The following is a 26,798-nucleotide window of genomic DNA, read 5'->3' on the forward strand; positions in this document are numbered from 1 at the left end:
GGCCTGCTCGGCGGGGTCGGCGGTAAACCAGTCCTCCAACTCGGATTTCAGCCAATCAATCAGACGATTGGCCTCTGGCTCAAGCCCCTCTTCCCGGGCCAAAAGGGCCAATTCGGCCACCTTGCCGTAATTTTTCCCCGCGAAATAGGTGTCGGTCGCCTGGTTCCAGTCCTGCGGGTCCTGGGCCATAAAGTCATGCACCAGTGCCCGCAGCCGCTCCGGGTCATAGTCACCCAGCCCGGAGGGGAGCCCGGGAAGAACACCGACAGAGGGCAGCTCGTACGCGAAGCCTCCCGTCACTGCAAACCGCATGACACCCCGGGCACTGCGCACCTCGTAGTCGGTAAGCGCTTGCTTACTGTTTTTCCAGTGCAGTGGCTGAAGCCCCGCCAGGGTTCTCACTGGCTCATCCCGGTATCGATACTGATGGGAGACGGTCACCCGGTAGCTGTCCGGATCGACCTTGTAGTCCACCTCAACCTCATCCACGGGCTGCCGGGCGTGGGCGATAAAATCGCCAATCATGGCGGCCGACGGGCCGGATTCCGGCGCCGGGAGCCAGGTCAGGGTGAAGTGGCTATTGCGGCTGGCGGCGGTGATTTCCGAGCCATTGACGCCGGTGAACTCGGTCGTCCCATGTCCGGTCAGCAAAAAGTGGTTCAGGTTTCCCGCCACATCGGTCCAGAGCCCCAGAGTGTTGCCCTGCCGATAGAAAATGCCTTTGCGCTCACCGTCCGGCTCCAGGGTCCGGATCTGCAGGTCGCCGCGAAACACACTGAGGTACACATAAGGGGAGCCCTGCACGAACGTCGCCGACATCACCGGGCGGTGGCCATTGCGCCACTCCAGAGACACGGTGCCATCACTGTAGTCCCTGACATAGGCATCGAGGCGATCAAACTGACTGTTGGCAATGGCAATACCATCAAACACTTCGGCCAAGGGCTCGGGCACCGGGTAGGTCACACCCTTTTCCTGGACTCGCAAACCGGCGGGTATGCCCATCAGCCGCATCCCGCGCTCGGTGATTCTGGCCATCAAGGGGTCCGGCGTGATGTGTCCGGGGCCGTCGGGATCATCCACCCCGTGCGCACCAAAAAAGGTGACATTGCCCCACCAGCGGTGGGCCATGGTGGGCTCGCGGGCGGCCGGAGCGACGACGCTCGGCTGCAACGGCAGTGGCTGCACCATACCGCCACAGGAGGGAACCTGCGCTTTCACCACCCCGGCGCTGGTCAGCCTGGCCTGCTCACGCTCCTCCTGACACTGGTAGCTTTGTGGCTGAACGCTGAGGCTCACCGAGCCGGCACCATGCTCCCCCGGCGGCTGGCAACCCGCCAGCACAACGCCCAACACCACTACACTGAATACCACTCTCGCCCGTGACACGTCGCCCTCTCTATTGTTATGTACCGCCGCCGGAGGTCCGACGCGGGTAACCGGTTTACCGGCCTTGGAGGACATAGAACCTGAAAGGGCGTAGCTCGTCGCCCCACTTTACACTTACGTGAAACTGGGACATCACAAGCGGAAAACGGGAAGGATTCAGAGAAGTGAGACGGCGGGTGCGGCCTTGGGCCTTACTGCGCCCTACGGGGGCTCTGGTGGGCGGATCGGCCCGACGGATCAATGGCCTACCCCGGCAGTGGGTGTAGGGCGGATAAGGGCCGCAGCCCGCATCCGCCGTTACTTGAACACTACTGCCGGATCAACTCAAACTGCTGATTGGTGCTGTCGGCACTGCAGGTCCACTGAACGATATTGGCCCCATCCCCCTGACTGCGGGCCTCCACGTCCAGACACTTCTCGCTCTGCCGACCAATGATGCGCCAGCGCCCTTCGCCCGCGCTCTGAAAGCGGAACTGCTGGTTGTGGCCGCCCAGATACTCCCAGAGCATCAGATTGGCGCCATCGTCGGTGGACAGGCCTTCCACATCCAACGCCCGGCTAGAGGCATTGAGTGGCGAAATGCGGTGGTAATCGCCATCGACCGGGGAGATATCCCACTTTTGACAATCGTTGTTCAGCCAGCTCCACTGCTGCACATTGGTGCCGTTTCCGGTGCCGCAATTGGCCACATCCAGGGTCTTGCCGCTGTGCACCGGCACAATGCGATAGATGCCATCCACGGTGCCGTTGCTGCCGCCCCCTGAACCGCCGCCGGGCGCGGTGCCCACACTATCGCAACCGGAGACATTGATGCTGGAACTGTCTGTGCGCACCAACTGGCAGTTGGGGTTGCCGTTGGAGACCGAGCCGCTCAACACATGGGTATCTGAAGCGTCCTCCAGAAAAATGCCGTGGGAGGTGGTGTTGGCGATATCCACATAGTTGACGGTGGTGCCATGGCTGTCCGAAACGCTGAAAAAGCCCCGCCCGGAGTTGCGCGAATAAACACTCTGCACGCTGACATTGGGGCCGTTATTGTTGGCCACCCGGAAGGTCGCATAACCACCCCCCTGATTGTTGTAGTGGCCGGTCACATTGCCCACGGTGCCGTTGCGGGAATTGTTTAGCAGCAGGCCGCAGCCCCCGTTGTTGGTGACCGTCACATCGCCGATGGTGAAACCGTCAATCCCGTAGGTTTCCACCCCATGGCCCTTGGCTCCATTGATGTTGATGTTGCCCGCAATGGTCAGGTCAGTTGCTGAGCCGGTGGAATCGTCCACCCGGATGCCCAACCCGACCGGGCTGTTGTTGCTCAGGTCCATGGTGATGTTTTCCAGGGTCACATGGGAGCATCCCCGGAACCAGATACCGTAGCGCGGATTACCGGTCACGTGCAGGTTGCGTACCGTGATGTTGTCGCGACGATCACAGTACACCGGCACCACCAGATCGCCGCCGTTGGCATTGACGGTGTGTCCGTGAAAATCCAGTGTCTGACCGGCACGGGGCCGGATGGAGTAGACATTGCCCCCATCGGGGCCACTATCGCCGGAGTTGCGAATATTGACCGTACCGGAGCCCATATTGTTGATCGCGGCGTTGATCGCATCGAAATAGCGGGAACCGTCATACACCGTATTGCCATCCACCCGAGCCAACCAATTGCCATTGGTGCGGGTCACTTCGGCGTCCGCCCAGAGGCTGGGCGACAGGAATATCAGAAACAACAGAACAACCAGCGGCGAGCGCCGCAGACGAGATAGGAACATAGATTCTCTCCAGTTTTTATTGCCGTTATGGTGGAGACGCTGACGCGTCGGTCCGACGAGAGATACCGCATGTGAGGACTGCCAACCCCACTCAGGTCGGGAACCATGAACCTACAAGAGTTTTCCGCTAACTTGTATTACATTACGCTCAAAATGCGAACCATTTCACACATTATAAATCACTAAAGCGCATAAATAGTCATATAAGGGCATGAAACCCAGTCAATTCCGTCAATATCGCTACCAGACAAGCGCATAAAGCAGGTGCATAAACACCACCACTGCGGTCAACTGCCAGCGCAGTTGGGGATATCGCGCCGGGTACTGGCGATCCACGCCCGCCAGATATTCAAACAGACGCAACCCCAAAAACAGAGCCGCCTGGAGCACGAGCGCTTCCGGGGGACGCAGGAACGCAAAACCGACGATGCTCGCGACCGGGAAAGCCACCGCCACTAACGCCCGGCGCGTGGGATGTGCCGACTGGTACAATACCGGCCAAAGCACACCGGCCATAAAGCCCAGAATCAGAGCGCTGTACAGTTGAAACAGGCGTAACGCCTGACCGGTCTCAATCAGGCCCAGAGCGGACAAGGGCGGCAGGAGCACAAAAGGCAAGAGCCCCAGATAGCCGAGGCGCTGGATGGCGTTCAGACGTTTGATAAACGACAGGTTCATTCAGGTTCTCCAGGGAATCGGTGGTGCGGGCAGCGGATCACCCTCGTAGCCGGGTACCTTGCCAAAACGCTCACTGCCCGCTTCCCACTCATCCTGAGCCTCGGTGATCTCCTCCCGGCTGTGCCCGACGAAGTTCCACCAGATCAGAATTTCTTCCCCCAGTGGCTCTCCGCCCAGCATCAGCAGGCGGGTACCCGCCGTCAAATGGACGCGTACTTCATCGCGACCACCACCGATATACGCGAGGTGGTTGGCGGCAAACGCTTCACCCTCCACCTGAATATCGCCCTCAAGGGCGACCAGACCGTATTCGAAGTCAGGTCGCAAACTCAGAGTCAGATCACCGGCCTGCTCCGCCAGAAATTCCACCGCGACCAGCGGACTGAAACTCAGCGTGGGTGCTTGACGGCCGGCGTACTCGCCCACCAGCAGCGTCGCCTCGACATCCCGCTCCTGCCAGCGAGGCAACTCCGGGTAGTGATCAAACCGCGGTGCCGTATCTTTGTGCGCTTTGGGCAAGGCAATCCATAACTGAGCGGCGTGCATCATCGGCTCTGGACCGGTGGCCTCTTCGGTATGGGCAATGCCGTGACCCGCAGTCATCAGGTTGACCTGCCCCGGGCGAATCACCTGCTCACTGCCGAGACTGTCCCGGTGCAACACCTCCCCCTGAATCATCCAGGTAAAGGTCTGCAACCCGATGTGCGGGTGGGGCCCGACCCGAAAGCCGGGGGCATCCTCCGGAAAGCGGCTGGGTCCGGCGTGATCGAGAAAGCACCAGGCGCCGATGGTCCGCCGCTGTCGGCGCGGCAGAATCCGGTTCACCGGGATGCCGCCCACATCCGCCACCCGGGGCGTCACGATCTGAATCTGATAGCGGCCATCGACCTTCGGACACTCCAGATTGGATTCCGGGGCGGTGGGCCATTCAGTATTGGTCATAAGCGAGTCCTGTTCAGTTGGGCGCGCGTTGGGGGCCTGCTATAGTCTACCCCTATTTCCATCAACGGGATCACTTGCGCCAGAGGTCACCATGTCAGAGACACCGCACACCATCCGCTGGGGCATCATCGGCGCCGGCGATGTCTGCGAAATCAAAAGCGGGCCGGGCTTTCAGAAGGCGCCAGGCTCGGAGCTGGTCAGCGTCATGCGCCGCAATGCGGCCAAGGCGGAGGACTTTGCCCGGCGCCACGGTGTCCCCCAATGGACCGACAATGCCGAGGCGCTGCTGAGCGATCCCGATATCGATGCCATTTATATCGCCACGCCTCCCGCCAGTCATAAAGATTACGCTGTTGCCGCACTGGCCGCCGGAAAATCCGTGTATGTGGAAAAGCCGGTCGCGCGCAACGCGGCCGAGTGCGAAGCGATGATTGCGGCCGAGAGCACCTCAAACGGCAAGCTTTGCGCGGCTCACTACCGGCGGTTTTTACCGAGCTTCATGAAGTTGAAGGCGTTACTGGACGAGGGCGCGATTGGGCGGCCATTGATCGTTCGGCTGGATATGCTGCAACCGGCGGACTCAGCGTTGATCGCCAACTCTGAAGAGAACTGGCGCATTGAGCCGTCCATTGCCGGTGGCGGTCTGTTTCACGATCTGTCTCCCCATCAATTGGACCTGATGCTGCACTGGTTCGGTCCGGTGTCCCGGGCGAACGGGTTTGGCACCAATCAGGGCGGTCACTACAAAGCCGATGATTGTGTACACGGCTGGGCCGAGTTCGACAGCGGCGTGGTGCTACAGGGGCGTTGGCACTTTGCGGTGCCGGAATCCGAGGCGCGGGATCTGTGTGAGGTGATCGGCACCGAGGGGCGGATAACCATCAATTTTTTTGGAGAGCAGGTATTGAGGCTTTTCAATAAGGATGGGGAGCAGACTTTCCGCTTACCCAACCCACCCCATATCCAGCAACCGATGATTGAGCAGGTGGTGCGTTATTTTCAGGGAGAGCGGGACAATCCGTGCAGCATGACGGAAGCGCGGGATGTGATGGCGTTGATGGATGCGTTTGTGCGGTGATAAGGCCGAAGGCCGCATCCGCCGCCACAAAAAAGGCGGCCCGCTTACGCGGCCGCCTTTTTGTTTCGCGTGACGTGAACGATCAGTCGTTCGCGCGCTGCTCCAGAATCTCTACAGCCGGCAATACTTTACCTTCGACAAACTCCAGGAAGGCGCCACCACCGGTGGAGATGTAGGAGATCTTGTCCGCCAGGTGCCACTTGTCGATGGCGGCCAGAGTGTCACCGCCGCCGGCGACGGAGAAGGCGCTGCTCTCGGCGATGGCGTCGGCCACGACTTTGGTGCCCTTGGCAAAGGCATCAAACTCGAACACACCACAGGGACCATTCCACAGAATGGTTTTGGCGTTCTTGATGATCTCCGCCACGCGCGCCGCGGTTTCCGGACCGTAGTCGATGATTTCTTCATCGGCGCCGATCTGATCGACCTTCTTCACTTCGGTCGGCGTATCATTGGCCCAATCATCAAACCCGGCCGTGGTGGTACGCACGTCAGTGGCGTAGATCACTTCGGTGGTGTTGGTCAGACGCTGCGCTTCGGGGATCAGGTCTTTCTCGTGCAGGGAGTTACCCACTTCGTAACCGGCCGCGGCCACAAAGGTGTTGGAGATGCCGCCACCGACCACCAGGGTGTCGGAGATCTTGGATAGCGAGTCCAGCACGCTCAACTTGGACGAGACCTTGGCACCACCCACGATGGACACCAGCGGGCGCTCCGGGTTATCCAGTACCTTGCCCAAGGCATCCAGCTCGTTGGCCAACAGCGGACCGGCGCAGGCGACGGGCGCGTACTTGGCCACACCGTGAGTAGAGGCCTGGGCGCGGTGTGCGGTGCCGAAGGCGTCCATCACAAACACGTCGCACAGCTTGGCCATTTTCTTGGCCAGCTCGTCGTCGTTGGCCTTCTCGCCCTTATTGAAGCGCACATTCTCCAGCAACACTACGTCGCCGTCGCCCATATCCACACCGTCGACCCAATCGCGGATCAGGGGGACGTCTTTACCCAGAGACTCGCCCAGCGCCTTGGCGACCAGTGCCAGGGAGTCTTCCTCGCTGAACTGGCCCTCTTCCGGACGCCCCAGGTGGGACATCACCATGACCTTGGCGCCCATTTCCAGGGCTTTCTTGATCGTGGGCACGGCGCCGTCCAGGCGCACGGTGCTGGTGATTTTGCCATCGCGAATCGGGACGTTGAGGTCCTCGCGGATCAGTACGCGCTTTCCGGACAGGTCCTGGTCTTGCATTCGTTTTACGGTCATGAATGGCTCCAAATTCGTTGCATTCTGGGTGGCCGTCGGGTCTGACAACCACCCCGGAAAAAAATAGCCCGACTCGGGCGAGTCGGGCTAATGATAGCGCATTCGCGCCCGGCCGTCGCCGACGCGCGCTCTCGCGAGGCGCTCGGGGAGCGGCCGGAACCGCTTACAGCAGGCTTTCGGCGGTTTTGGCGATGTTTTCCGCAGTGAAGCCAAAGTGCTTCATCAGGTCGCCACCTTTACCGGACTCCCCGAAGGTATCCAGAGTCACGGTAGCGCCATCCAGGCCCAGGTACTTGCGCCACTGGTCGCCGTGGGCGGCTTCCACCGCCACCCGGGCGGTGACGCTGCGCGGCAGCACTTCGTTCTGGTATTCCTTGCCCTGCATATCGAACAGGGTGGTGCTCGGCATGGACACCACGCGCACCTTGCGACCTTTCTCGGTCAGCAGGTTGGCGGCTTCCAGGGTCGGCGCCACTTCGGAACCGGTGGCCATCAGAATGACTTCCGGCTCGCCGTCGCAATCGCTCAGGATATAACCACCGCGGGCAATCGCTTCCACCTGCTCGTCGGTACGCTCCATGGCGGGCAGACCCTGACGGCTGAAGACCAGCGCGCTCGGGCGATCCTTGTTCTCGACCGCGAGCTTCCAGGCGGTGGCGGTTTCGGCCGCATCACAGGGGCGCCATACGTCCATATTCGGTGTGGCGCGCAGGGTGGCCATGTGCTCAACCGGCTGGTGAGTCGGACCATCTTCGCCCTGACCGATGGAGTCGTGGGTGTAGACAAAGATGTTCGGCAGCTTCATCAGAGCGGACATCCGCACGGCGTTGCGGGCATAGTCCATGAACATCAGGAAGGTGGCGCCGTAGTGAATGAAACCACCGTGAGCGGTGATTCCGTTCATCATGGCGCTCATGCCAAACTCGCGTACCCCGTAGTACACATAGTTACCGGAGGCGTCTTCTTTGGTGATCGGCTTGGAACCGTCCCAGATGGTCAGGTTGGAACCCGCCAGGTCGGCGGAGCCACCCATCAGCTCGGGCAGAATCTTGCCGAAGGCTTCGATGGACTTCAGCGACGCCTTCCGGCTGGGCATATCTTCTTTCTTGGCCTGGCACTCTTTGATGAACTCGTTCGCTTTGGCGGCGAAGTCGGCCGGCAGCTCACGCTTGATCACGCGGCGCTCAAATTCAGCGGCCAGTTCGGGGTGGGCTTTTTTGTACGCCTCGAAACGCTCGGTCCAGCTGCTCTCGGCGGCCTTACCCTTCTCTTTGGCGTCCCAACCTTTGTAGACTTCGTCCGGAATTTCAAACGCACCGTGTTTCCAACCCAGCTTCTCGCGGGTCAGGGCAATTTCATCATCACCCAGGGGCGCGCCGTGGGAGGAGTGGCTGCCCGCCTTGTTGGGCGAACCAAAACCGATCACGGTTTTGCAGCAGATGATGGTGGGCTTGTCGGTTTCAGCGCGGCCGGCTTCGATCGCCGCCTTGATGGCCGCCGAATCGTGACCGTCTACGCCCGGCACCACGTGCCAGCCATAGGCTTCAAAACGCTTGGGGGTATCGTCGGTGAACCAGCCTTTAACCTCACCGTCGATGGAGATGCCGTTGTCATCGTAAAACACGATCAACTTGCCCAGGCCCAGAGTACCAGCCAGAGAGCTGGCTTCGTGGGAAATGCCTTCCATCAGGCAGCCGTCACCGGCAAACACGTAGGTGTAGTGATCGACAATGTCGTGACCATCGCGATTGAACTGGGCCGCCAGGCTCTTCTCAGCCAGCGCCATGCCGACACCATTGGCCAAACCCTGACCGAGCGGGCCAGTGGTGGTTTCAACACCGGGGGTGTAGCCCAGCTCCGGGTGGCCCGGGGTTTTGGAGTGCAACTGACGGAAGTTTTTCAGTTCGTCGATCGGCAGGTCATAGCCGGTCAGGTGCAGCAGAGAGTAAACCAGCATGGAGCCATGACCGTTGGACATGATGAAGCGGTCGCGATCGGCCCATTCCGGGTTCTGCGGGTTGTGCTTCATGAAGTCATTCCACAGGACTTCGGCGATGTCCGCCATACCCATGGGGGCGCCGGGGTGGCCGCTGGCGGCTTTCTGGACGGCGTCCATACTCAGGGCGCGAATCGCATTGGCTAGATCGTTACGAGTGGGCATGTTTTGAATAGCTCCTTCGATAATGGTTGGGTGTTCTGGGTTTTACCGGCCGCTGACGGCCCACCGGGCAATGGCGGCATGGGCCAAGTTGATTCAGCATCTGGGCCAGGATCTCTGGCCTCTGCCGGCTTCAAGTCACGCTGGCTCGGACTCCGGTCGCGTCGATTCGGAAGCGTCAGGACACGGGGTATTCATCTGTGTTCTTGGGGTCTCTGCGCTCACAACGCGGATTGTACGGCTCTTGTATGACGCTCGGTCGTCCCGACGATCGGACCCACCTGGCTGAGCTGGCCGCTAATTGTATGACATTTGGCGGAGAATTTTAACTGTTCCGCCCAACTTTCACTGCATTGATCATAAAGCGCGCTATTTTCCCCTACCCGAGGCCGACAGTAAAGCCTTGTTATAGTTTTTATGACTATTAAGGGCATTGCCAACCACCTATATCAAAATATTTTGATATAGAACCAAACCCCTGCTAAACTCCCTCTCCATGAATCAAGCCCAGACTCTCCCTGACCCGGACACCCTTGCGCCGGACGCACTGCCCCAGCTGCTCAAAGCCGCCGGCGATTCCCTGCGTCTGGACATTCTGCGGGTCATGAAACGGGACTCCTTTGGGGTGCTGGAGCTGTGCCAGTTGCTGGATGCCAAACAGTCCGGTATGAGTCATCACCTGAAGGTGCTGACCAACGCCGGGCTGCTGGCGCCGCGGCGGGAGGGCAACTCGATTTTCTACCGGCGCGCCTACCTGGCCCCGGACAATCCCCTGCAGACTCTGCAGCAACAGTTGTTCGCGACGCTGGATCGGGAGCCCCTGCCGGCAGCCTTGAGCGAGCGTTTAAAAGCCCTTCGCGGTGAGCGAGCACTCGCTTCACAGCATTTTTTCGCGGACAACGCCCACAAATTCCGCGCCCAGCAGGACCTGATCGCCAGCTACCCGGTGTACGCCGAACAGGTAGGGCAGTTGCTGGCCAATACGCCCCTGCCGGACCACCATCTGGCATTGGAAGTGGGCCCGGGGGAAGGCGAGTTCCTGCCGGTGCTGGCCCGGCGGTTCAAGCATCTGGTGGCGCTGGATAACGCGCCCACCATGCTGGAGCGCGCTCAAGCTCTGGCGGCCGAACGGGGGCTGAGCAATGTCGAGTTTATTGGTGGCGACACCCGGGCCCTGAAAGCCCATAAAGTGCTGGCCGATTGCATCGTGGTGAACATGGTGTTGCACCACACCCCGTCACCAGCGGACATCTTTCAGGACCTGAGCTCCGCCCTGGTGCGCGGCGGCGCCCTGCTGGTAACCGACCTGTGCCGCCACGAGCAGACCTGGGCCCGGGAAGCCTGCGGCGACCTGTGGCAGGGTTTCGAGCCGGACGATCTGTCCCGCTGGGCGTTCGATGCCGGCCTGAGCGAAGGGCAGAGCGTTTACTTCGCTTTGCGCAATGGTTTTCAGATCCAGTTACGACAATTTTTTAAGTCCGTTAATCCGTTACAACCGTAAATAGCATTCACGACTTTGACTGTTCACGACCTTGATATAGGAGCCGCCCATGGCTGAGTACTCACTGTTTACCTCGGAATCCGTATCCGAAGGCCACCCGGACAAACTAGCGGACCAGATTTCCGACGCCGTGCTGGATGCGATTCTCAAAGACGATCCCAACGCCCGCGTTGCGGTGGAAACCCTGGTCAAAACCGGCATGGCCATCGTGGCCGGGGAAGTGCGCACCTCCACTTACGTGGACCTGGAAGACCTGATTCGCCAGGTCATTCTGGACATCGGCTACAACTCCAGCGACGTGGGTTTTGACGGTGCCTCCTGCGCCGTACTCAACGCCATTGGCAAGCAGTCCTCCGACATCGCCATGGGCGTGGACGAAAACGAAGCCTCCGCCAAAGATCAGGGTGCCGGTGACCAGGGCCTGATGTTCGGCTACGCCTCGGATGAAACCGACGTGCTGATGCCCGCGCCGATTTACTTCTCTCACCGCCTGGTGGAAAAGCAGGCCGAGCTGCGCAAGAACGGCACCCTGCCCTGGTTGCGCCCGGACGCCAAGAGCCAGGTGACCCTGCGCTATGACAACGGCAAGCCGGTGGCAGTGGATGCGGTGGTGTTGTCCACCCAGCACAACCCGGATGTCAGTCAGAGCCAAATCCGCGAAGCGGTGCGTGAAGAAATCATTAACAAGGTGCTGCCCGCCGAATGGCTGCACGCCGATACCCGGTACCACATCAACCCGACCGGCCAGTTCATCATCGGTGGCCCGGTGGGTGACTGCGGTCTTACCGGCCGGAAGATCATTGTCGATACCTACGGCGGCATGGCCCGTCACGGTGGCGGCGCCTTCTCGGGGAAAGACCCCTCGAAAGTGGACCGCTCCGCCGCCTACGCCGGTCGCTATGTGGCGAAAAACATCGTTGCCGCGGGCCTCGCCAGTCGCTGTGAAATTCAGGTCTCCTACGCCATCGGCGTGGCCGAGCCGACCTCGATTTCAATCAACACGTTCGGCACTGGCAAACTGCCGGACAACGAAATCGCCAAAATCGTACGCGAGCACTTCGACCTGCGGCCCAAGGGCCTGATCGACATGCTTGACCTGAAGCGCCCGATATACCGACCCACCGCCGCTTACGGACACTTTGGTCGGGAGCTGCCGGACTTTACCTGGGAGAAGACCGATAGGGCCGAGCAGTTGAAGAAGTATTTGTAAACGCGTGACGTAAGGTAACGGCGGATGCGCTTCGCTTATCCGCCCTACGCAACCTCTGAGGTATCCGTAGGGCGGATAAGCGCAACGCGCGCATCCGCCATCACCCAAACCGACACTCGCACCAAACCGAATTCCAACGCTTAACCGGAGCTACACCATGAACATTGCTGCCAACTTCACCGACTACAAAGTCGCCGCCAAAACCGCCGAACAATTCCAGAAAGACGCCGACTGGGGCCGTCGCGAAATCGACATCGCTGAAGGCGAAATGCCCGCACTGATGGCACTGCGCCGCAAATACAAAGCGGAAAAGCCGCTGGCCGGCGCCAAGATCATGGGCTGCATTCACATGACCATCCAGACCGCCGTGTTGATCGAAACCCTGGTGGAACTGGGCGCGGAAGTACGCTGGGCCTCGTGCAACATTTTCTCCACCCAGGATCACGCCGCGGCCGCCATCGCCGCTGCCGGCATTCCGGTGTTTGCCTGGAAAGGCCAGACCGAAGAAGAGTTCTGGTGGTGCATCGAACAGACCGTCAATAAAGACGGTAAGGTCTGGGACTCCAACATGATTCTCGATGACGGCGGCGACCTGACCGGCCTGATGCACGAGAGATACCCGGAGCAACTGGACAAGATTCACGGCATCTCTGAAGAAACAACCACCGGTGTGCACCGTCTGCTGGACATGCTGAAAAAAGGCGAGCTGAAAGTCCCCGCCATCAACGTCAATGATGCAGTGACCAAAGCCAAGAACGACAACAAGTACGGCTGCCGCCACAGCCTGAACGATGCCATCAAGCGTGGCACCGACCACCTGCTGGCCGGTAAAAAAGCGCTGGTCATCGGTTATGGCGATGTGGGCAAAGGTTCGGCCGCTTCACTGCGTCAGGAAGGCATGATCGTCAAAGTGACCGAGGTCGATCCGATCTGCGCCATGCAGGCGTGCATGGACGGCTTTGAAGTGGTCTCCGCTTACACAAACGGCGTCAACTCCGGTAAAGACGAAGACATCAACCACGCGGTGCTAAGCAACACGGACCTGGTAGTCACCACCACCGGCAACGTCAATGTCTGCGATGCGCCCATGCTGCGCGCCCTGAAAAGCAGCGCCGTGGTGTGCAACATCGGTCACTTCGACAGCGAGATCGACACCGCCTATATGCGCAAGAACTGGCACTGGGAAGAGGTAAAGCCGCAGGTGCACAAAATTTACCGGGACAAGGACAGCAACGATCACCTGATCCTGCTCTCAGAAGGTCGCCTGGTGAACCTGGGCAACGCCACCGGTCACCCCTCGCGCATCATGGACGGCTCCTTCGCCAACCAGGTACTGGCACAGATGTACCTGTACGAGCGCAAGTTCGCCGACCTGCCCAAGGACCAGAAGAAGGAGCACCTGTACGTGAAGGTACTGCCCAAGAAGCTGGACGAAGAAGTGGCCAAAGACATGGTCGAAGGTTTTGGTGGCGTGATCACCAAGCTGACCCCGCAGCAGGCCGAGTACATCGACGTGCCGGTGGAAGGGCCGTTTAAGCCGGAAAGCTATAAGTATTAATTGAGTAATGGTTACGGCGGATGCGGCCTTCGGCCTTATCCGCCCTACGAAAGTCTGCGTAGGGCGCGGTAAGCGAAGCGCACCCGCCGTAACCCAACCCTGAATCTACGAAAAAAGACCAAAGAGCACCACCCAAAATGACCGACACCGATCAACCCCAACTAAGTTTCGAATTCTTCCCCCCCAAAACCGACCAGGGCCGGGAAAAACTTCTGAACGTACGCAAGAAGCTCTCCGAGTTCGCCCCGGACTTCTTCTCCGTCACCTACGGCGCCGGTGGCTCCACGCGCGATAACACCAAAGGCATCGTCAAGCACTTCAAAAGTGAAGGCGTATCCGTGGCACCGCACCTGTCCTTTGGCGGTGATGACGAAGCCACCATCATTGAACTGATTCAGGAATACCAAGACGCCGGTATCGACCGCATCGTTGCCCTGCGCGGCGACATGCCCTCCGGCGTCGGCGGCGGCTACCAGATGGTATACGCCAATGAACTGGTGGCCTTTATCCGCAAGCACTTTGGCGATCACTTCCATCTGGAAGTGGCGGCCTACCCGGAAATCCACCCCCAGGCCAAGAGCTACGACGACGACGTCAAATTCCTGAAAGGCAAGTTCGATGCGGGCGCCAACAGCGGTATTACCCAATACTTCTACAACCCGGATGCCTACTTCTACTTTATGGACCAGTGCCACAAAGCGGGCATCACCCAGCCCATCGTGCCCGGCATCATGCCCATCATCAGCTTCAAAAACCTGACCCGTTTTTCCGACGCCTGCGGCGCAGAGATTCCCCGCTGGATGCGCAAGCGCCTGGAAGCCTACGGCGATGACAGCGACAGCATCAAAGCGTTTGGTGAAGAACTGGTGACTGAGCTGTGTGAGACACTGCTGGAGAACGGAGCGCCGGGCCTGCACTTCTATACGATGAACCAGTACGAGCCGGTAGCCAATATCGTCAGGAATCTAGGCTTGCAGCCAGAATAAAGCGTGGCACGGCGCCGGTGGTAGCCGGCATGTGGTGCCAACGAGAGTGTCGGGTTGCGGAGGATGCGCGCTTATACCGCTGCGCTCGGCCCCACGAATACTACGGCAGGTAATTGTCGGGTTACGGCCTTCGGCCTAACCCGACCTACTAAAACGTCACTGCCCAGTAGGTCGGATTAGGCCGAAGGCCGTAATCCGACACCAACACCTAACCTACACCAACAATCATAACGTCACCTTGACTCTAAGTCGGCGGATCACTAAAGTCCTCCACCCATTTCCAGCCAGGACTCTCCCGTGGACACCATTCAGCAACTCCTCGACGCCTTCTTCAGTTTCAAAGCCTACGTCATGCTGCCGGCGATCATTTTTATTATCGCCCTGGCGGTCCGGCTGCCGTTCAAGAAGTCTCTGTTGAGCACCGTTGAGCTGGCGGTGGGTTTTGCGGGGGTCTTTATCGCCTTTGACTTCTTCGTGGCGAACATCAAACCCGCGGTGGAGCAATTGATGGTCATTCGCGGCCTGGAGTACAACGTGCTCGATGTGGGCTGGCCACCGTTGGCCGCCATTACCTGGTCCTCACCGCTGGCGGCGCTGTCCATTCCGTTGATTCTGTTTCTGAATATTTTCATGCTCGCGGTGGGCTGGACCCGCACGGTGTATATCGATCTGTGGAACTATTGGCACTTCGCCCTGCTCGGGGCACTGGTGATGGCCACCAGCGGCAGCATGGTGTTGGGGCTTTCAGCCACGCTGTTGTTGGCCGTTTACTGCTTCAAGCTGACCGAGTGGACCGCGCCGGATGTGGAGCGCGAACTGGGGCTCAAGGGCGTGTCGGCCTCGCCGGTGTCGGTCAATGGCATCGTGCCTTACACCGCCTGCATCAACTGGGTATTTGATCGCATTCCGGGTTTCAACCGCCTCTCCTACAATCCAGAGAAAGCCGCCATCAGCCACGATGTGCCCGGCGCCGACGAGGACGGCCAAGACAGCTCCGAGAAGGATCACTCCATGAGTTGGCTGGCGTTCTTCAGTGAGCCGATGGTCATCGGGGTGCTGATCGGGCTGGTGTTGGCCTTTGCCGCTGGCTACGACACAAAGCAGACATTGGAGCTCGCGGTGCACATCGCCGCGGTGATGTTCCTGTTGCCAAAGAGTGCCGGCCTGATCGGAGAAGCCATGATGCCGATCACCCACGCGCTGCGCGTTCAGGTCGAGCGGCGCTTTCCGTCCCGCAAGAATCTCGTGGTCGCACTGGATACCGGTTTTCTGATGAGTCACAAGTCGGTAATTGTCACCGGCCTGATACTGATGGTGGTGGCGGTACTGATCGCCCTGGTTCTGCCGGGCAACCGGGTGCTGCCTCTGGGCGACTTGCCCAACCTGATTTCGGTGATGTCGATTTCGGTATTGATGTTTCGTGGCAATGTCATCCGCGCGGTACTCGCGGGCATCCCCGTCATCATTACCTTTCTGTTGATTTCCACTCACCTGGCTCCGTTGTACACGGAGTTGGCCAATCAGACCTCCGGCTTTGATGCCGAGGGCCTGGGCCTGATTACCGCCTTTACCGACGGCGGCCATCAGGTACGCTACCTGTTGCTCCAGCTGTATCAGGGCAACCTCTGGGCCGTCGGCGGCGTAGTGGTTCTGGTAATGATGATGGTCTTCACTTGGCGGCGCTGTAAGGCGTTACAGCGCCGCTGAGCTGATGACTAGGAAGACAGAGCCCGAGCGATGGATCGCTTGGGAACAATCGGCACCTCGCGATGCAGGCGCTCGGCGATATCGTCCACCGCAATGACACCCCGGATATGGTGCTGGTCACGGTCCAGCACCAAGCAGTGTGTCTCACCCGTTTCACGTAGCACTTGTACCAGATCACCCACCGTCGCCGATGTTAAAGCCTCTAAATCCAGCGCCGGAATTGAAGCCCTGGGTAACATCAAATCGCCTGCGGTCAAATCACCACGCTCGACGCCCTGCAGCGTCTGGGCTACCAGAATGTACTGTTCGGAAAGACGCTCGGCTGTCAGTAGTCCAATAAACTCCTGCTGAGCATTGACCACCAACTTACAGCTCACACCTTCCATAGCCATCAGGCGGGCAACGCCCACCGCAGACACACTGGATTCAACGGTGTGGGGTTGATGAGCGCGAAAGTCGGTCATCAAATCCAGCGCGGGTGAGTGTTCAGTCAGATCCTCAAACTCTCTGGGCTTAACCAGATGATCCACAGGATCTAGTTTGTATATGTTTAACGCTTTCATGAAAATTACCTCCGAGACGGGCACCACCTATGGATGCCAGCCAAGATTCGACAATGGGCTGAAGCCCAAACTTTAAAAGATCAATCGAATCACAAACGGACCGGCGAGGCCCGGGCAGGAGGACGCTCCGAGGTTCGAAGCAGGAAGGGCGAGGGCGGCAGGCTTTCACCCACCCCCGACTGGAGGGCAGCCACCGGCCAAAGAAACACGGCAGAAGAGCCATCGTCCGAATCCGTGTCAAACGATGACGCCGAGAGACCAGCGCTGTCCAGGGCCACATCGGCAAAGGCTTTCCCGTTCTCATACCCCCAATCGGCCACCACGGGGACCGAAAGGCTAGCGCTCAAAAGCAGCGCGAGCAGCAGAGTGAACAGGGAGCGATTTACCATTTAAGTTCCGTTGGCCAGTTCAATATGGATCCATCTACGCTAGCGGAGCCTGCGCAAAGGTACAAGCGCCTTAACAACACTTTATGTTAGATGAGGGGCCCACGGCCAAAGTTCAATCCTCCAGCCACAGCCTGAGTAAATTATTGCGGCTGCGACTCAGGCGATCGAACTGCTCGGTTTTTCCGTGGGCATCAAACTCGGTGCGCAGCGCGGTATCCAAGTCCAGCAGAATTTCCCGCTGTTCACTGCGCCGCACCAGACTGCGCACCCAACCGACCACCGCCATCCGCTGCCCGGTGCGAACCGCCTCCACCCGATGCAGGTAAGTGGTGGGGTACAGCAGCAGATCCCCCGCATCTACCTTCCAGGCCCGATCCCCTGTGCTGTCCTCCAGCACCAGCTCGCCCCCCTCGTAATCGGCGGCGGGTGTCAGCCCCAGGGTGAACGACAGATCCGTGCGCTGGCCGTGAATCACTGCATCATCCATGTGGGACCCGTAATGCATACCGGGCCCATAGCGATTGATCAGGATTCTGGGAAAGCTTTTGGGCAGCGCCGCACTGGCAAAGAGGGGGTGCGCCCGAAGCCGCTCCTCCACCAGACGAACGATGGCCGCACGGGTCTTGTCATCCCGGGCCTGTTCATTGCGCTTGACCGGTTTGGCCGCCCAACCGGCGCTGGCGGCACCATCGTCGAAGGCCTGAGAGGCCAGCCGCTCTTGCACCGCAGACAGGGTGCCGGCGTCGAGCACATCTTGAATGTAAAGAATCATTGCATACCCTATATTGAGACTCACTCTCATTTATGCCAGAATCCGGGGCATTATGCCACCCTTTCCAGAATGGGAGCTCTATCATGAAAGAACAACGCAAAGTCTGGCTCGGCCTAGGCGCCGCCCTGCTTGCCTCCAGCGGCGTCACCAGTCAGGCGGCCGACAGCACGCCCTTTGACCATCACGCCAGCCAGCAGACCCTGCAGGTGGCCGCACTCGCCGGTGAGGGCGGTGAAGGCGAAGGGGGTGAGGGAGAAGGCGGTGAAGGTGGCGGCGCTGCCGACCTGACCAAAGACGACGCCGCCTACCTCGGCCAGTTGGGCCTGGTGCGCGGTCACCTGTGGGTGGGCGTGCAACTGTACAAGGCCGGCCACAAAGACATGGCGCTCACCCACATGAAACACCCCGGTGATGAGTTGTACGCAGGATTGAAGCCCGCCTTCGCTGCTCGCGATGAAGAGGGCTTTGCTGAGGCGCTGAGTGCTCTGGCCGACGCCGTTGAACAGGGCCAGTCCGTTGAGATGGTCGAGCAGCGTCACCGGGAGCTGGAAGCGGGCATTGCCGATGCCGAGAATCTGCAAAATGCCAGCCTGAAAGTCGCGCTGGCCAGTATCGAGCGCATGGTTCGCACTGCGGCTGAGGAGTACGCCATCGGCGTTCGCAACGGCGAGATCGTCAACGCCCACGAATACCAGGACGCCTACGGTTTTGTCGAAGCGGCCAAGGCTCGCCTCGCATTGCTGAATGATGTACAGCGTCAGGAGAGCCCGGACGCTGTGGCCGAGGTGGAGACGCAGCTGAACGCGGTCGCGTCACTCTGGCCCGCGTTGGTACCCGAGGGTACAGTCGAGGGTGATGCCAGCAAATTGTACGGCGCCGCAGCGCGGATTCAGTTGGCGGGTTGGGAGCTCGAGTAGGTTTCTGGTTTTGTGAAAGACGGCGGGTGCGCTTCGCTCCGAAACGTCGGACCGACCCGCCCTACGGATAGCTCTGAGGTTGGGTTGATGGTGGACAAGCCCGAGGTGCGTCATCCACCCAACCGCTGTCCGCCATACAAAATCAACCCCGCCCCACCGATACACACCAACGCCCCAAGGTAATCAAACAGCTGCGGGGAGCGGTGCTCCAACAACGCCATCCAACCCAGCGACGCCGCAATATAAACACCGCCATAGGCGGCAAAGGCCCGCCCGGCCAATTCGGCATCGGCCCGCGTCAGGAAAAACGCAAACAGGCACAACGAAATCACACCCGGCACCAACCACCAGGCGGAGCGATCCAGCCTGAGCCACATCCAGAAGGTGTAACAACCGGCGATTTCCGCCAGAGCGGCGAGGATAAACCAGATAAAGGTCATTGCCCGCTCCCGTCCTTGAGCACACCGCTTCTAATGCCATCGGAGCCCACTGGGTCACTCTCCCAATTCGGCGGGGGTAACGGACCGACGTTGCCAGAAGTAATGAAACGCCCCCACAATATGCAGCAATAACAACGCCGGGAGCACGTAAAGCCCGGTAATGACATGCAGCACTTCCACCGGCTCATGGATAAAGGCCAGGCTCTCCAGCGGGATCAGCACCGTGAACCAGCCAAACACATTGACACCTTCATTTTCGGTGAACAGGTACAACGGGCCGGTAAAAACCTGCAATACCAGTAACCCCAATACGAGGCGATGCACCCACCATGCCAGCTGGCGCTGCCACGGGGTTTGCCCCTGAGTGGGCGGAAACCCCTGGTGCACGCGGTAGGCCGCCCGCCAGAGCACAAACCAGAACACAAAGAAGCCGAGGCTGACGTGTACCGACATGATGAAATCTTCGGCACTGTCCGGCGCCGCTGACGCCAGCAACCCCAGAATCAACATTGCCATTACCAGCAACACGGTAATCCAGTGGTTGATCACCGAAATCGCGGAGTAGCTTTCCCGCCCACTCGTCTGTATCAAACTGCTCATATCACCTCCTGATCAGAAAAAATCGGTTCCGTTAGGTATAGCATAGTCAGACAAAGGAAATATGATCGTTGAGGATAAAAGCACCTACCAAAACCAGAATTACACCGCCCAACACCTCCGTTCTTCGCCCGAAAGCTGAGCCTATACTCCGACCCACCATTACTCCGGTCGTCACCATGAACAGCGTTGCCAAACCGATACAACCCGCCGCGAACAGAATATTCACCTCAACAAACGCTAGCCCGACCCCGACAGCCAGGGCATCAATGCTTGTTCCAACCGCCGTTAGCGCCAGACGGATGAATGAGTGCCGTTGAATAACCGCCTCTGGTGTCTCCTGATGTTTGCAACCTTCGATCACCATATGCAAGCCGAGCCCAGTCAAGACCGCGAAGGCGATCCAGTGATCCCAGTTTTCCACCAGGGTGGATGCGCTACGCCCCAGAAGCCAGCCTATAATCGGAGTGATGGACTCAATCAGACCAAAAATAACGCCGGTGCGAAGCGCTTCAGAAAAACGCGGGCGGTGTAAACTCGCCCCTTTCCCAACCGCGGCCGCAAAGGCGTCGGTCGACATGGCAAAGGATAGCGAAAGAAGCGCAAGAGGTGACATTACTAAATATCCAGTTCGTAAGCCATTCACAGGTTAAGATCAGGGGGATGGGCAATGTACCATATCGCCCCCGACCGATCATCACTCAGGCCCACGGAAATCCAGCAACCTCAAACACACCAGCTTATTCAGAAGTGGGCAGTTCGGACAATTTCTCCTTTATCTCGGCTCGTCTGCCTTCATCCGCCAAGGGTCTATCCGGGCGGCTTTCGGCCTGAAATGCCTTCTGAAAATAACGACGAGCCTCACCATGGCGGCCCTGGTCCATGAGGAAACCCCCATAAAAATAGTTGGGATCAATGCCATCGGGATTGATGGCAAGCGCCTCTTTAAGGTAGGCGTCTGCTTTCTCGTCGTCACCAAAGCCGAGGGGCCATCCGGGCACCTGGTAGTAAAGGCTGCCCAGTGATGTGTAGGCCGACCCTTGTAACGCGGATGCATCGATCGACAACGCAAGCTCAAAATCGCTACGGGCCACTTTCACCAACTTCAGGGCACCCAGACCTCCCTTCGCCCCAGCATAAGTGCTCAACACAATCCCGTGCCAGATCAACGGCTCCGCACGCCCGGGGTATTGCTCTACCAGCGCATCAGCCTGCTCCGCCAAGGCTTCAAAGGCCTTCTCTCGCTCGGCCTCCGGCATTTTATACTGAATCTCAGCCCAGTGATGTTGAAGGTCGGTCAGTCCGTCTATGGGTTTTTCCGCCAGTGCCCCTACAGAGGCGACACACAGCGACAGGGTCAACAGGATACGTTTCATGTCAGTACTCCGATTTGAGATACGATTGAATAATGGACAGTTTTCGGCGTAGCACGGTATCCACCACCGCCGGGACAAGGTTGTTAACAGCCACAAACAGCCGTTCAGGCCACCCCAGATACCGTCGCCCACGCTTTCGCTCAATCGTCCGTACAATCGCGAGAGCAACGGCCTCCGGACTGTCAGAACGGTTCCCCAACGCCCGGTTCATGGCTACAACAGCCGGGGAATTCATACCCGTTCTGGTCGCTCTAGGGGCGATATAACGTACCGCAATCCCACTGTCTGCCCACTCCCGGCGCAACGCTTCGGTCAGGCCCCGCAGGGCAAACTTGGTCGCGCAATAGGCCGAGTAGCCAGGGAAGCCAATACTTCCAAACGTGGAACCAATAAATACCAATTCACCATGGCCGCGCTGACGAAAGTAGCTCGAAAAGCAGCGGGCCACGGCGTAAGCACTACGAAGGTTCACTCGCCACAACCGCTCCAGCTCCTGGAGCGGAGTCTGCTCCACGGCCGCGAAAAGGCCCTGACCGGCGCAGTGAATTACGCCATCGATGTCCGGGTAGCGCTGACAGATGTCCGCCATTTGGGCCTCGACATCCTCCGACGCAAGGTCAATCCGCACGTAAGTAGAGCCTTCTGCACGGCAGGGCGTGGGCGACCGGCTTGCGAGCAGAAGGCGAGCTCCTTTGCGGGCCATTTGCTCTCCCAGCGCCTCTCCGATTCCTCCGGAGGCTCCCAGTATGAGCCAACGCTGATTACGCCAGACCACGACGCACCTCCCTGATCCGATCAGCCGGTGACGCCAATGGAACATCTCTGAGCATATCCCCATAGAGCCGATAAACGACATTGGCCGCATCAACGATCGCCCGTTGGTCTTCCCGCTCTGTGATGCCGTTCATCAGGCTTTGAAAAAATTGAAAGTGCTCCTGATCCAGGCTTCCATGAGAGTAGAGGTAGCTGAACGCAGTATCCGGCAAGTTCAAAGTACGCTGCACTTTTTCTCCCATCGGCGTTGCCACGGCCACACTCGTTCCCTCAAGCACCTGTACCATGCCAAATAGCCCCACCGGATTCCCTCGGTTGATCAGGTCGTACAAAAAAGCCACCATCAACCGGATCGGCAAATCAGGCTGACCGTTACGAACGGTATCCGGGTCGACAGCACAAGCTTTCAGATCATTGAGAATCCACTCGTGGTGGCCATACTCCTCCTCGATGTACTCCACCAGTGCTTTACGCACCGGCTCCAATCGATCCGGCAAGCGGGCACCGCAGGCCATCATCAAAGGCGCGGTATGTTTTACGTGATGGTAAGCCTGACTCAGAAAATAGGTGTAGCTGTTTATATCGAAACGACCATCCTCAATGGCACTGAAGATCGGCGCCTCGTAAAGCGTTTTTCGGCCAAATTCGGAAGCATTTTGCAGTTCATCAAAAAAAGTCATAGTGATTACTCCTGGGCGAACATTCTCGGTTGAGGCTGTTCAATGGATTGAGTGGAAAGACATTCGGCACTCGCCAGCCAGGACTCCAGGCTTTCCAGCACCAGTGCTCTCCTGATCCGGCCGTTGGATGTGACTGCGGTGGAATCTATGTTCTGGAACGGGCAAGGCAACAGATACACGTGACTCAAGCGCGCATAGTCAGGCAGATTTGCATTGAGTGCCTCAATCGCCTGACGACAATCCTCCACACCGTTGTCAGTTGGTCCCGGGTACAGCAGCGCCAATGGGTGGGGCTCCCCGTCACCGAACACCAGGGCCTGCGCCATACCGGTACTTTGGGTCAGTTCCGCCTCCAGCCATTCCGGGCTGATATTGCGCCCAAAACCGGTGATCAGCAGGTCCTTCTTCCGTCCGGACACCCATAGAAACCCGTCCTGATCCAGAAAACCCAGGTCACCACTGGCTACCGCATGCGATTCATCCACGGGCGTTTCTCCCAGGTAACCGAGAAAACTGCTGCCAGAAATCTGCAGTTCACCACCGGGGCCAACATGGACATCTACATGGTCCAGAACGCGGCCCGCCGAACCGATACGATTCTCTGCGGGTGCGTTCAGCGCTACCACGGAACCACACTCCGACAACCCATAGCCCTGGAACATCGGCAATTCCAGCTTCTCCGCTCGGCGCAGTAGCGAGGGCGATACGCGCCCACCACCAACGGCCAGGAAGCGATAACCCCGGTGCTGGAGTGCGCCCGATTCCGCGCCCTCAACCAGCACCCGTGCCAACTCCGGCACCAGAATCAACGACGTTGGTTGCCGATGATTCTGCTCTGAAAGCCAGCGCTGTGAGTCCATGCCACTACTACCGGATAACCCCAGGCTGGCAAGTCCCGGAACGGACACCTCAGCGCCTCGATAAAGACTCAAATACACGCCCGCGACGTTTTCCAGAAGCGTCGCCAAAGGTAAAACCGAAAGATGCTGCGGCAGCTCCAGCTGGCTCAATCGGGTGTCCAAAGCCCGCAGGGTGCGTCCCAGTTGTGCAGCGGACAAACAGATCCCTTTAGGCGTGCCGGTGCTGCCGGAAGTGAACGTGATTTTCACCGTGCCCGGGGGTAACACTGACAGTTCCCGCTCAACGGGAAGACGGTGCATCCAAAGGCCACCGCCAACCGTCTCGGCCACCTCCTCAGCCCGCACATCGGCCGTGGACAGCAGAATCCCGTCCAATCCTGCCGTTTCGACAAGATGCTGACGCTGCGACGGCGAGAAGAACGTCGGAACGGGCACTGAGACAACCCCGGCACGAACGCAGGCCAAATCGGCTACGACCCAGGCAACCGAGTTGTCACCTACCAGGCCAAGTCGCTGAACGCCCGAATCCATAATTGCCTGCGCAACCCCTTGCACACGATTCCATAACTGTCGGTAAGTCACCGTCTGCTCCTCGTCGCGAAGCGCCACTCGGCTCGGGTGCAACAGAGACCACCGGGCCAAGCGCTCAAGTAATTCATTCATAGTGACTACCTCAGACCGTGGTTTTTTCCAGCCAACCGGTGTGCCGCATTGCCTCGACACCACTGGGAACGTGCGCCAGCACCACTTCGGGGCGGTTCTGGTAATACGCCCCCCAGTCTTGCGCCGCCCCCTGCAGCCGCTCGGGCAAAGCTGGGCCGAGTACCCTCGGTTTAACACCCATTTTTGCGAAACTCAGCCGGATCGATTGAGTTCCGGTAAAACAGATCCATTCGACACCTTGGGTAACCAACCATCGAGCAATCGCGGGAAAGAACAATCGACTGACGCCCTCAACGGCGCCGGCCAAGTGAGCGATCTCCACGACCCCTTCCCGATGGCCAAGGGCGCCTGGAGGTAGATAATCCTCAATGGGATGGTCCAGATAATCCTCAAGGAACAAAGGCTGATCTGCCGCGTGCCGTGTGCCCACCGCGGCCATAACCAGCCCGGACCGGGCGACAAGAATCAGAGGAGAGGGGACAACAAGCGACGGGCAACGCCCATACGCCGCACGAAAGCGCTGTTCGATGAAGAAGGCAATAGCGTCTGTGGCCCGTGATTCGGGATCTACCGAGCACAGTTTCCAGCCCCCCACGGGCATCAGCTCTGTGACGGACGGATCGAACAGGTCCACTTTTAACGGCAACAAGCAGGAAGATGACATCAAATGAAACTCCAGTGAGGCACTCTGTCCTGCTCATGCTAAGGGTGCTATCTTAATTAACGCTTAAACAATGCCCCCTGAATTCTTAAGCCAGAATTAAGAAAACTCTGCCACACTGGGGGCATCCACCATTTCCAGGCGCAACGCTGCTGCGGGAGGACCATGAGAATATTGCTGATTGAAGACGACTCGATGCTCGCCCAAACCATGGTCCGCATGCTAGAGCAGGCACAGCACCAGGTTGACTGGATCAATGACGGCAGGAAGGGGCTGAATGCCCTGAAAGATCAAACCTTTGATATCGCCATTGCCGATTTGACGCTTCCTCGGCTGGATGGTCTTGAGATTGTTCGGCAAGCCAGAAAGGCACAATGCCGAACCCCCATTATTATTCTCACCGCTCGCGAAGAGCTGGATGACCGGGTGCAAGGGCTCGATTTCGGGGCGGACGATTATTTGACCAAACCATTTAAAATGGCAGAACTTGAAGCGCGAATGAGAGCCGTTATCCGGCGCACCGACGGCTATACCGACAACAACGTCCTGACAACGGGCGCCATTCGCCTGAATTTGGACCATGCGGAGCTTCAGGTGGGGGAAAAGCGCTTCCAGCTACCCAAGGCCGAATTTCAGATCCTGCAGGTACTGATGCGCAACACGGACAGAGTGGCCACAAGGCGACGGCTGGAGGAAGTACTCTATGGGTGGGACAGAGGCGCAGAGAGCAATACGCTTGAGGTACATATTCACCACCTTCGCCAGCGCCTGGGTAAATCCGTGATACGCACGGTACGCGGCGTTGGGTACACCCTGGATAGCGAAGCCGCAAAGGACGCTGGATGATGTCACTGACTCGTACGCTCATCCTTCTGAATACAGCAATGACCTTGATTATTGTTACCCTAGCCTCGACCTGGAGCTATTGGCAAAGCAGCCACGAGCTGGAGGAACTGTTTGATGCGGAGTTGGCTCAGAATACCCGAATTGTTGAGGGCCTCGTTCGTCACTTGGCAGAGAATCGCAGCCGGCAGGAGTTACAACATACGCTGAGTGAGACTCTGGACCCCCTGGCGCTAACCGCGGACACCTCAGAGCCGGAAGAGCGTTGGTTCGAAAGTCGTGAGGACGAGATCCTATCCGGCGGCCTCGGACACCGATACGAAAAGAAAATTTCTTTTCAGGTCTGGACTGAAACCGGCCAACCGATCCTACCGAACAAGTTCGGAGAGGTGGATACCCTTGCTCCCGACAAGACAGGATTTGGGTGGCTCAGCCATTCCGACTACCGGTGGCGCACATTTACATTACACGATGAGAAAAACGGATTCTGGATTCGCTCCGTACAGCGCGAAGATATTCGGCAGGAACTGAGCGGCCACCTTGCCCTGGGCAATGTACTTCCTATTGCTTTTGCGCTGCCTCTTTTTATCGTGGCGACACTGTGGGCGGTCCGTACCAGCTTCCGCCCGCTCCGCCATCTGCAATCCATCGCCGCCCGCCTGGGACCGGGCACCGACAGGTTTTTACCATCGAATACCGTCCCTCAGGAAGTGGAGGGGTTGGTCACAGCGCTGAACCAACTGTTACGCCGCCTTAACCGGACGATCGAGCGCGAACGTCGCTTTTCCTCCGATGCAGCTCACGAACTGAGAACACCGCTGGCGGCATTGCGTCTGCAACTGGAGAGCATCAGCCAAGACTCCCCGACCGTGGTCAATGAGCTGTTGCAGTCACTAGACCGGATGGCCCACCTGGTGGATCAGATGCTGGTCCTGAGCAAAGCCGACTCTGATTTCAACGAACACCCGGAACGCCTATCCCTGTCAGAGTGGGTTGCCCAGAGCGTGGCGGATGTCTACCCGCTGGCCC

Annotated in this window: 25 protein-coding genes and 1 pseudogene; 9 read left to right on the forward strand and 17 right to left on the reverse strand. The window is 58.9% G+C overall.

Annotated elements, in window-relative coordinates; translation table 11 throughout:
- From B3520_RS08075 to B3520_RS08090, 4 genes and pseudogenes are all read right to left on the reverse strand, one after another.
- Positions 1-1,389, reverse strand: a pseudogene (locus B3520_RS08075) (glucan 1,3-beta-glucanase); the annotation flags it as partial.
- Between the two features lie 308 nt (positions 1,390-1,697).
- The gene (locus tag B3520_RS08080; protein ID WP_286807621.1) at positions 1,698-3,158 is read right to left on the reverse strand and encodes an RICIN domain-containing protein; all 1,461 of its coding nucleotides are present in this window, start codon (positions 3,156-3,158) and stop codon (positions 1,698-1,700) included.
- 240 nt (positions 3,159-3,398) lie between these two features.
- A complete protein-coding gene (locus B3520_RS08085) occupies positions 3,399-3,836 on the reverse strand; it encodes a DUF3429 domain-containing protein (protein WP_211331071.1) in 438 nt (145 codons plus the stop codon).
- Complete coding sequence (locus tag B3520_RS08090; protein ID WP_286807623.1) at positions 3,837-4,778, reverse strand: pirin family protein; 942 nt, start codon at positions 4,776-4,778, stop codon at positions 3,837-3,839.
- A gap of 91 nt (positions 4,779-4,869) precedes the next feature.
- Between B3520_RS08090 and B3520_RS08095 the strand changes: the two genes are divergently transcribed.
- Complete coding sequence (locus B3520_RS08095; protein WP_286807624.1) at positions 4,870-5,856, forward strand: Gfo/Idh/MocA family protein; 987 nt, start codon at positions 4,870-4,872, stop codon at positions 5,854-5,856.
- A gap of 82 nt (positions 5,857-5,938) precedes the next feature.
- Here the strand turns inward: B3520_RS08095 and B3520_RS08100 are convergent, their stop codons facing one another.
- Both B3520_RS08100 and tkt read right to left on the reverse strand, forming a co-directional pair.
- The gene (locus B3520_RS08100; protein WP_286807625.1) at positions 5,939-7,114 is read right to left on the reverse strand and encodes a phosphoglycerate kinase; all 1,176 of its coding nucleotides are present in this window, start codon (positions 7,112-7,114) and stop codon (positions 5,939-5,941) included.
- A gap of 163 nt (positions 7,115-7,277) precedes the next feature.
- Positions 7,278-9,275: a transketolase gene (tkt, locus tag B3520_RS08105; protein WP_286875837.1), complete on the reverse strand. Its 1,998-nt coding sequence runs from the start codon at positions 9,273-9,275 to the stop codon at positions 7,278-7,280.
- 493 nt (positions 9,276-9,768) lie between these two features.
- On the opposite strand from tkt, the gene B3520_RS08110 reads away from it, so the two are divergent.
- The 5 genes from B3520_RS08110 to B3520_RS08130 all read left to right on the forward strand — a co-directional run bounded on the left by B3520_RS08110 (position 9,769) and on the right by B3520_RS08130 (position 16,234).
- Positions 9,769-10,773: an ArsR/SmtB family transcription factor gene (locus B3520_RS08110; RefSeq protein WP_286807628.1), complete on the forward strand. Its 1,005-nt coding sequence runs from the start codon at positions 9,769-9,771 to the stop codon at positions 10,771-10,773.
- Between the two features lie 49 nt (positions 10,774-10,822).
- A complete protein-coding gene (metK, locus tag B3520_RS08115) occupies positions 10,823-11,983 on the forward strand; it encodes a methionine adenosyltransferase (protein WP_286807629.1) in 1,161 nt (386 codons plus the stop codon).
- 157 nt (positions 11,984-12,140) lie between these two features.
- Positions 12,141-13,541, forward strand: coding sequence for an adenosylhomocysteinase (gene ahcY, locus B3520_RS08120; RefSeq protein ID WP_286875838.1), 1,401 nt, complete (start codon positions 12,141-12,143; stop codon positions 13,539-13,541).
- A gap of 137 nt (positions 13,542-13,678) precedes the next feature.
- Positions 13,679-14,527: a methylenetetrahydrofolate reductase [NAD(P)H] gene (gene metF / locus B3520_RS08125; RefSeq protein WP_286875840.1), complete on the forward strand. Its 849-nt coding sequence runs from the start codon at positions 13,679-13,681 to the stop codon at positions 14,525-14,527.
- A gap of 297 nt (positions 14,528-14,824) precedes the next feature.
- On the forward strand, positions 14,825-16,234 hold the full coding sequence (locus B3520_RS08130; RefSeq protein ID WP_286875842.1) for a PTS transporter subunit IIC: 1,410 nt from the start codon (positions 14,825-14,827) through the stop codon (positions 16,232-16,234).
- Positions 16,235-16,242: 8 nt separating this feature from the next.
- On the opposite strand, the gene B3520_RS08135 is transcribed toward B3520_RS08130, so the two are convergent.
- The 3 genes from B3520_RS08135 to B3520_RS08145 all read right to left on the reverse strand — a co-directional run bounded on the left by B3520_RS08135 (position 16,243) and on the right by B3520_RS08145 (position 17,958).
- Entirely contained in the window at positions 16,243-16,797 is a 555-nt protein-coding gene (locus B3520_RS08135; protein ID WP_286807636.1) for a CBS domain-containing protein, read from the reverse strand.
- 89 nt (positions 16,798-16,886) lie between these two features.
- Positions 16,887-17,186, reverse strand: coding sequence for a hypothetical protein (locus B3520_RS08140; protein WP_286807637.1), 300 nt, complete (start codon positions 17,184-17,186; stop codon positions 16,887-16,889).
- A 112-nt stretch (positions 17,187-17,298) separates the two neighbouring features.
- Positions 17,299-17,958 carry a Fe2+-dependent dioxygenase gene (locus B3520_RS08145; RefSeq protein ID WP_286807638.1) on the reverse strand — a complete coding sequence of 220 codons (660 nt, stop codon included), beginning with the start codon at positions 17,956-17,958 and terminating at the stop codon, positions 17,299-17,301.
- Positions 17,959-18,041: 83 nt separating this feature from the next.
- On the opposite strand from B3520_RS08145, the gene B3520_RS08150 reads away from it, so the two are divergent.
- On the forward strand, positions 18,042-18,875 hold the full coding sequence (locus B3520_RS08150; RefSeq protein ID WP_286807639.1) for a hypothetical protein: 834 nt from the start codon (positions 18,042-18,044) through the stop codon (positions 18,873-18,875).
- 110 nt (positions 18,876-18,985) lie between these two features.
- On the opposite strand, the gene B3520_RS08155 is transcribed toward B3520_RS08150, so the two are convergent.
- The 8 genes from B3520_RS08155 to B3520_RS08190 form a co-directional block, all read right to left on the reverse strand.
- On the reverse strand, positions 18,986-19,315 hold the full coding sequence (locus B3520_RS08155; RefSeq protein ID WP_123638507.1) for a YnfA family protein: 330 nt from the start codon (positions 19,313-19,315) through the stop codon (positions 18,986-18,988).
- 54 nt (positions 19,316-19,369) lie between these two features.
- Positions 19,370-19,915 (reverse strand): cytochrome b, encoded by a 546-nt coding sequence (locus tag B3520_RS08160; RefSeq protein ID WP_286807640.1) that lies wholly within the window; start codon positions 19,913-19,915, stop codon positions 19,370-19,372.
- Between the two features lie 46 nt (positions 19,916-19,961).
- The gene (locus B3520_RS08165; protein WP_286807641.1) at positions 19,962-20,528 is read right to left on the reverse strand and encodes a manganese efflux pump MntP family protein; all 567 of its coding nucleotides are present in this window, start codon (positions 20,526-20,528) and stop codon (positions 19,962-19,964) included.
- Between the two features lie 124 nt (positions 20,529-20,652).
- Positions 20,653-21,288 carry a hypothetical protein gene (locus tag B3520_RS08170; RefSeq protein ID WP_286807642.1) on the reverse strand — a complete coding sequence of 212 codons (636 nt, stop codon included), beginning with the start codon at positions 21,286-21,288 and terminating at the stop codon, positions 20,653-20,655.
- Between the two features lies 1 nt (position 21,289).
- Positions 21,290-22,153 carry an SDR family oxidoreductase gene (locus B3520_RS08175; RefSeq protein ID WP_349678213.1) on the reverse strand — a complete coding sequence of 288 codons (864 nt, stop codon included), beginning with the start codon at positions 22,151-22,153 and terminating at the stop codon, positions 21,290-21,292.
- The gene (locus tag B3520_RS08180; protein ID WP_286807645.1) at positions 22,050-22,742 is read right to left on the reverse strand and encodes a TenA family transcriptional regulator; all 693 of its coding nucleotides are present in this window, start codon (positions 22,740-22,742) and stop codon (positions 22,050-22,052) included. The genes B3520_RS08175 and B3520_RS08180 overlap by 104 nt, the downstream gene beginning before the upstream one ends.
- Before the next feature lie 5 nt (positions 22,743-22,747).
- On the reverse strand, positions 22,748-24,265 hold the full coding sequence (locus B3520_RS08185; RefSeq protein ID WP_286807646.1) for an AMP-binding protein: 1,518 nt from the start codon (positions 24,263-24,265) through the stop codon (positions 22,748-22,750).
- A 10-nt stretch (positions 24,266-24,275) separates the two neighbouring features.
- On the reverse strand, positions 24,276-24,929 hold the full coding sequence (locus B3520_RS08190) for a thermostable hemolysin (RefSeq protein ID WP_286807653.1): 654 nt from the start codon (positions 24,927-24,929) through the stop codon (positions 24,276-24,278).
- A gap of 171 nt (positions 24,930-25,100) precedes the next feature.
- On the opposite strand from B3520_RS08190, the gene B3520_RS08195 reads away from it, so the two are divergent.
- Positions 25,101-25,772, forward strand: a complete 672-nt coding sequence (locus B3520_RS08195; RefSeq protein ID WP_286807647.1) for a response regulator transcription factor — start codon at positions 25,101-25,103, stop codon at positions 25,770-25,772.
- Positions 25,769-26,798, forward strand: a 1,030-nt coding sequence (locus B3520_RS08200; RefSeq protein ID WP_286875844.1) for a histidine kinase dimerization/phospho-acceptor domain-containing protein, incomplete at its 3' end; no start/stop codon positions are given. The genes B3520_RS08195 and B3520_RS08200, both read left to right, overlap by 4 nt.

Origin of the sequence: Marinimicrobium sp. UBA4509, assembly GCF_002388575.1 — a bacterium.
GTDB classification, from domain to species: Bacteria; Pseudomonadota; Gammaproteobacteria; order Pseudomonadales; family Cellvibrionaceae; genus Marinimicrobium; species Marinimicrobium koreense.

Coding starts and splice junctions, on each gene's coding strand:
- metK (WP_286807629.1), top strand. CDS start 10,823: ATGGCTGAGTACTCACTGTTTACCTCGGAATCCGTATCCGAAGGCCAC.
- B3520_RS08170 (WP_286807642.1), bottom strand. CDS start 21,288: ATGAAACGTATCCTGTTGACCCTGTCGCTGTGTGTCGCCTCTGTAGGG.
- B3520_RS08185 (WP_286807646.1), bottom strand. CDS start 24,265: ATGAATGAATTACTTGAGCGCTTGGCCCGGTGGTCTCTGTTGCACCCG.
- B3520_RS08090 (WP_286807623.1), bottom strand. CDS start 4,778: ATGACCAATACTGAATGGCCCACCGCCCCGGAATCCAATCTGGAGTGT.
- tkt (WP_286875837.1), bottom strand. CDS start 9,275: ATGCCCACTCGTAACGATCTAGCCAATGCGATTCGCGCCCTGAGTATG.
- B3520_RS08095 (WP_286807624.1), top strand. CDS start 4,870: ATGTCAGAGACACCGCACACCATCCGCTGGGGCATCATCGGCGCCGGC.
- B3520_RS08110 (WP_286807628.1), top strand. CDS start 9,769: ATGAATCAAGCCCAGACTCTCCCTGACCCGGACACCCTTGCGCCGGAC.
- B3520_RS08180 (WP_286807645.1), bottom strand. CDS start 22,742: ATGACTTTTTTTGATGAACTGCAAAATGCTTCCGAATTTGGCCGAAAA.
- B3520_RS08135 (WP_286807636.1), bottom strand. CDS start 16,797: ATGAAAGCGTTAAACATATACAAACTAGATCCTGTGGATCATCTGGTT.
- B3520_RS08155 (WP_123638507.1), bottom strand. CDS start 19,315: ATGACCTTTATCTGGTTTATCCTCGCCGCTCTGGCGGAAATCGCCGGT.
- B3520_RS08160 (WP_286807640.1), bottom strand. CDS start 19,915: ATGAGCAGTTTGATACAGACGAGTGGGCGGGAAAGCTACTCCGCGATT.
- B3520_RS08190 (WP_286807653.1), bottom strand. CDS start 24,929: ATGTCATCTTCCTGCTTGTTGCCGTTAAAAGTGGACCTGTTCGATCCG.
- ahcY (WP_286875838.1), top strand. CDS start 12,141: ATGAACATTGCTGCCAACTTCACCGACTACAAAGTCGCCGCCAAAACC.
- B3520_RS08165 (WP_286807641.1), bottom strand. CDS start 20,528: ATGTCACCTCTTGCGCTTCTTTCGCTATCCTTTGCCATGTCGACCGAC.
- metF (WP_286875840.1), top strand. CDS start 13,679: ATGACCGACACCGATCAACCCCAACTAAGTTTCGAATTCTTCCCCCCC.
- B3520_RS08150 (WP_286807639.1), top strand. CDS start 18,042: ATGAAAGAACAACGCAAAGTCTGGCTCGGCCTAGGCGCCGCCCTGCTT.
- B3520_RS08145 (WP_286807638.1), bottom strand. CDS start 17,958: ATGATTCTTTACATTCAAGATGTGCTCGACGCCGGCACCCTGTCTGCG.
- B3520_RS08140 (WP_286807637.1), bottom strand. CDS start 17,186: ATGGTAAATCGCTCCCTGTTCACTCTGCTGCTCGCGCTGCTTTTGAGC.
- B3520_RS08085 (WP_211331071.1), bottom strand. CDS start 3,836: ATGAACCTGTCGTTTATCAAACGTCTGAACGCCATCCAGCGCCTCGGC.
- B3520_RS08080 (WP_286807621.1), bottom strand. CDS start 3,158: ATGTTCCTATCTCGTCTGCGGCGCTCGCCGCTGGTTGTTCTGTTGTTT.
- B3520_RS08175 (WP_349678213.1), bottom strand. CDS start 22,153: ATGCGGCCAATGTCGTTTATCGGCTCTATGGGGATATGCTCAGAGATG.
- B3520_RS08100 (WP_286807625.1), bottom strand. CDS start 7,114: ATGACCGTAAAACGAATGCAAGACCAGGACCTGTCCGGAAAGCGCGTA.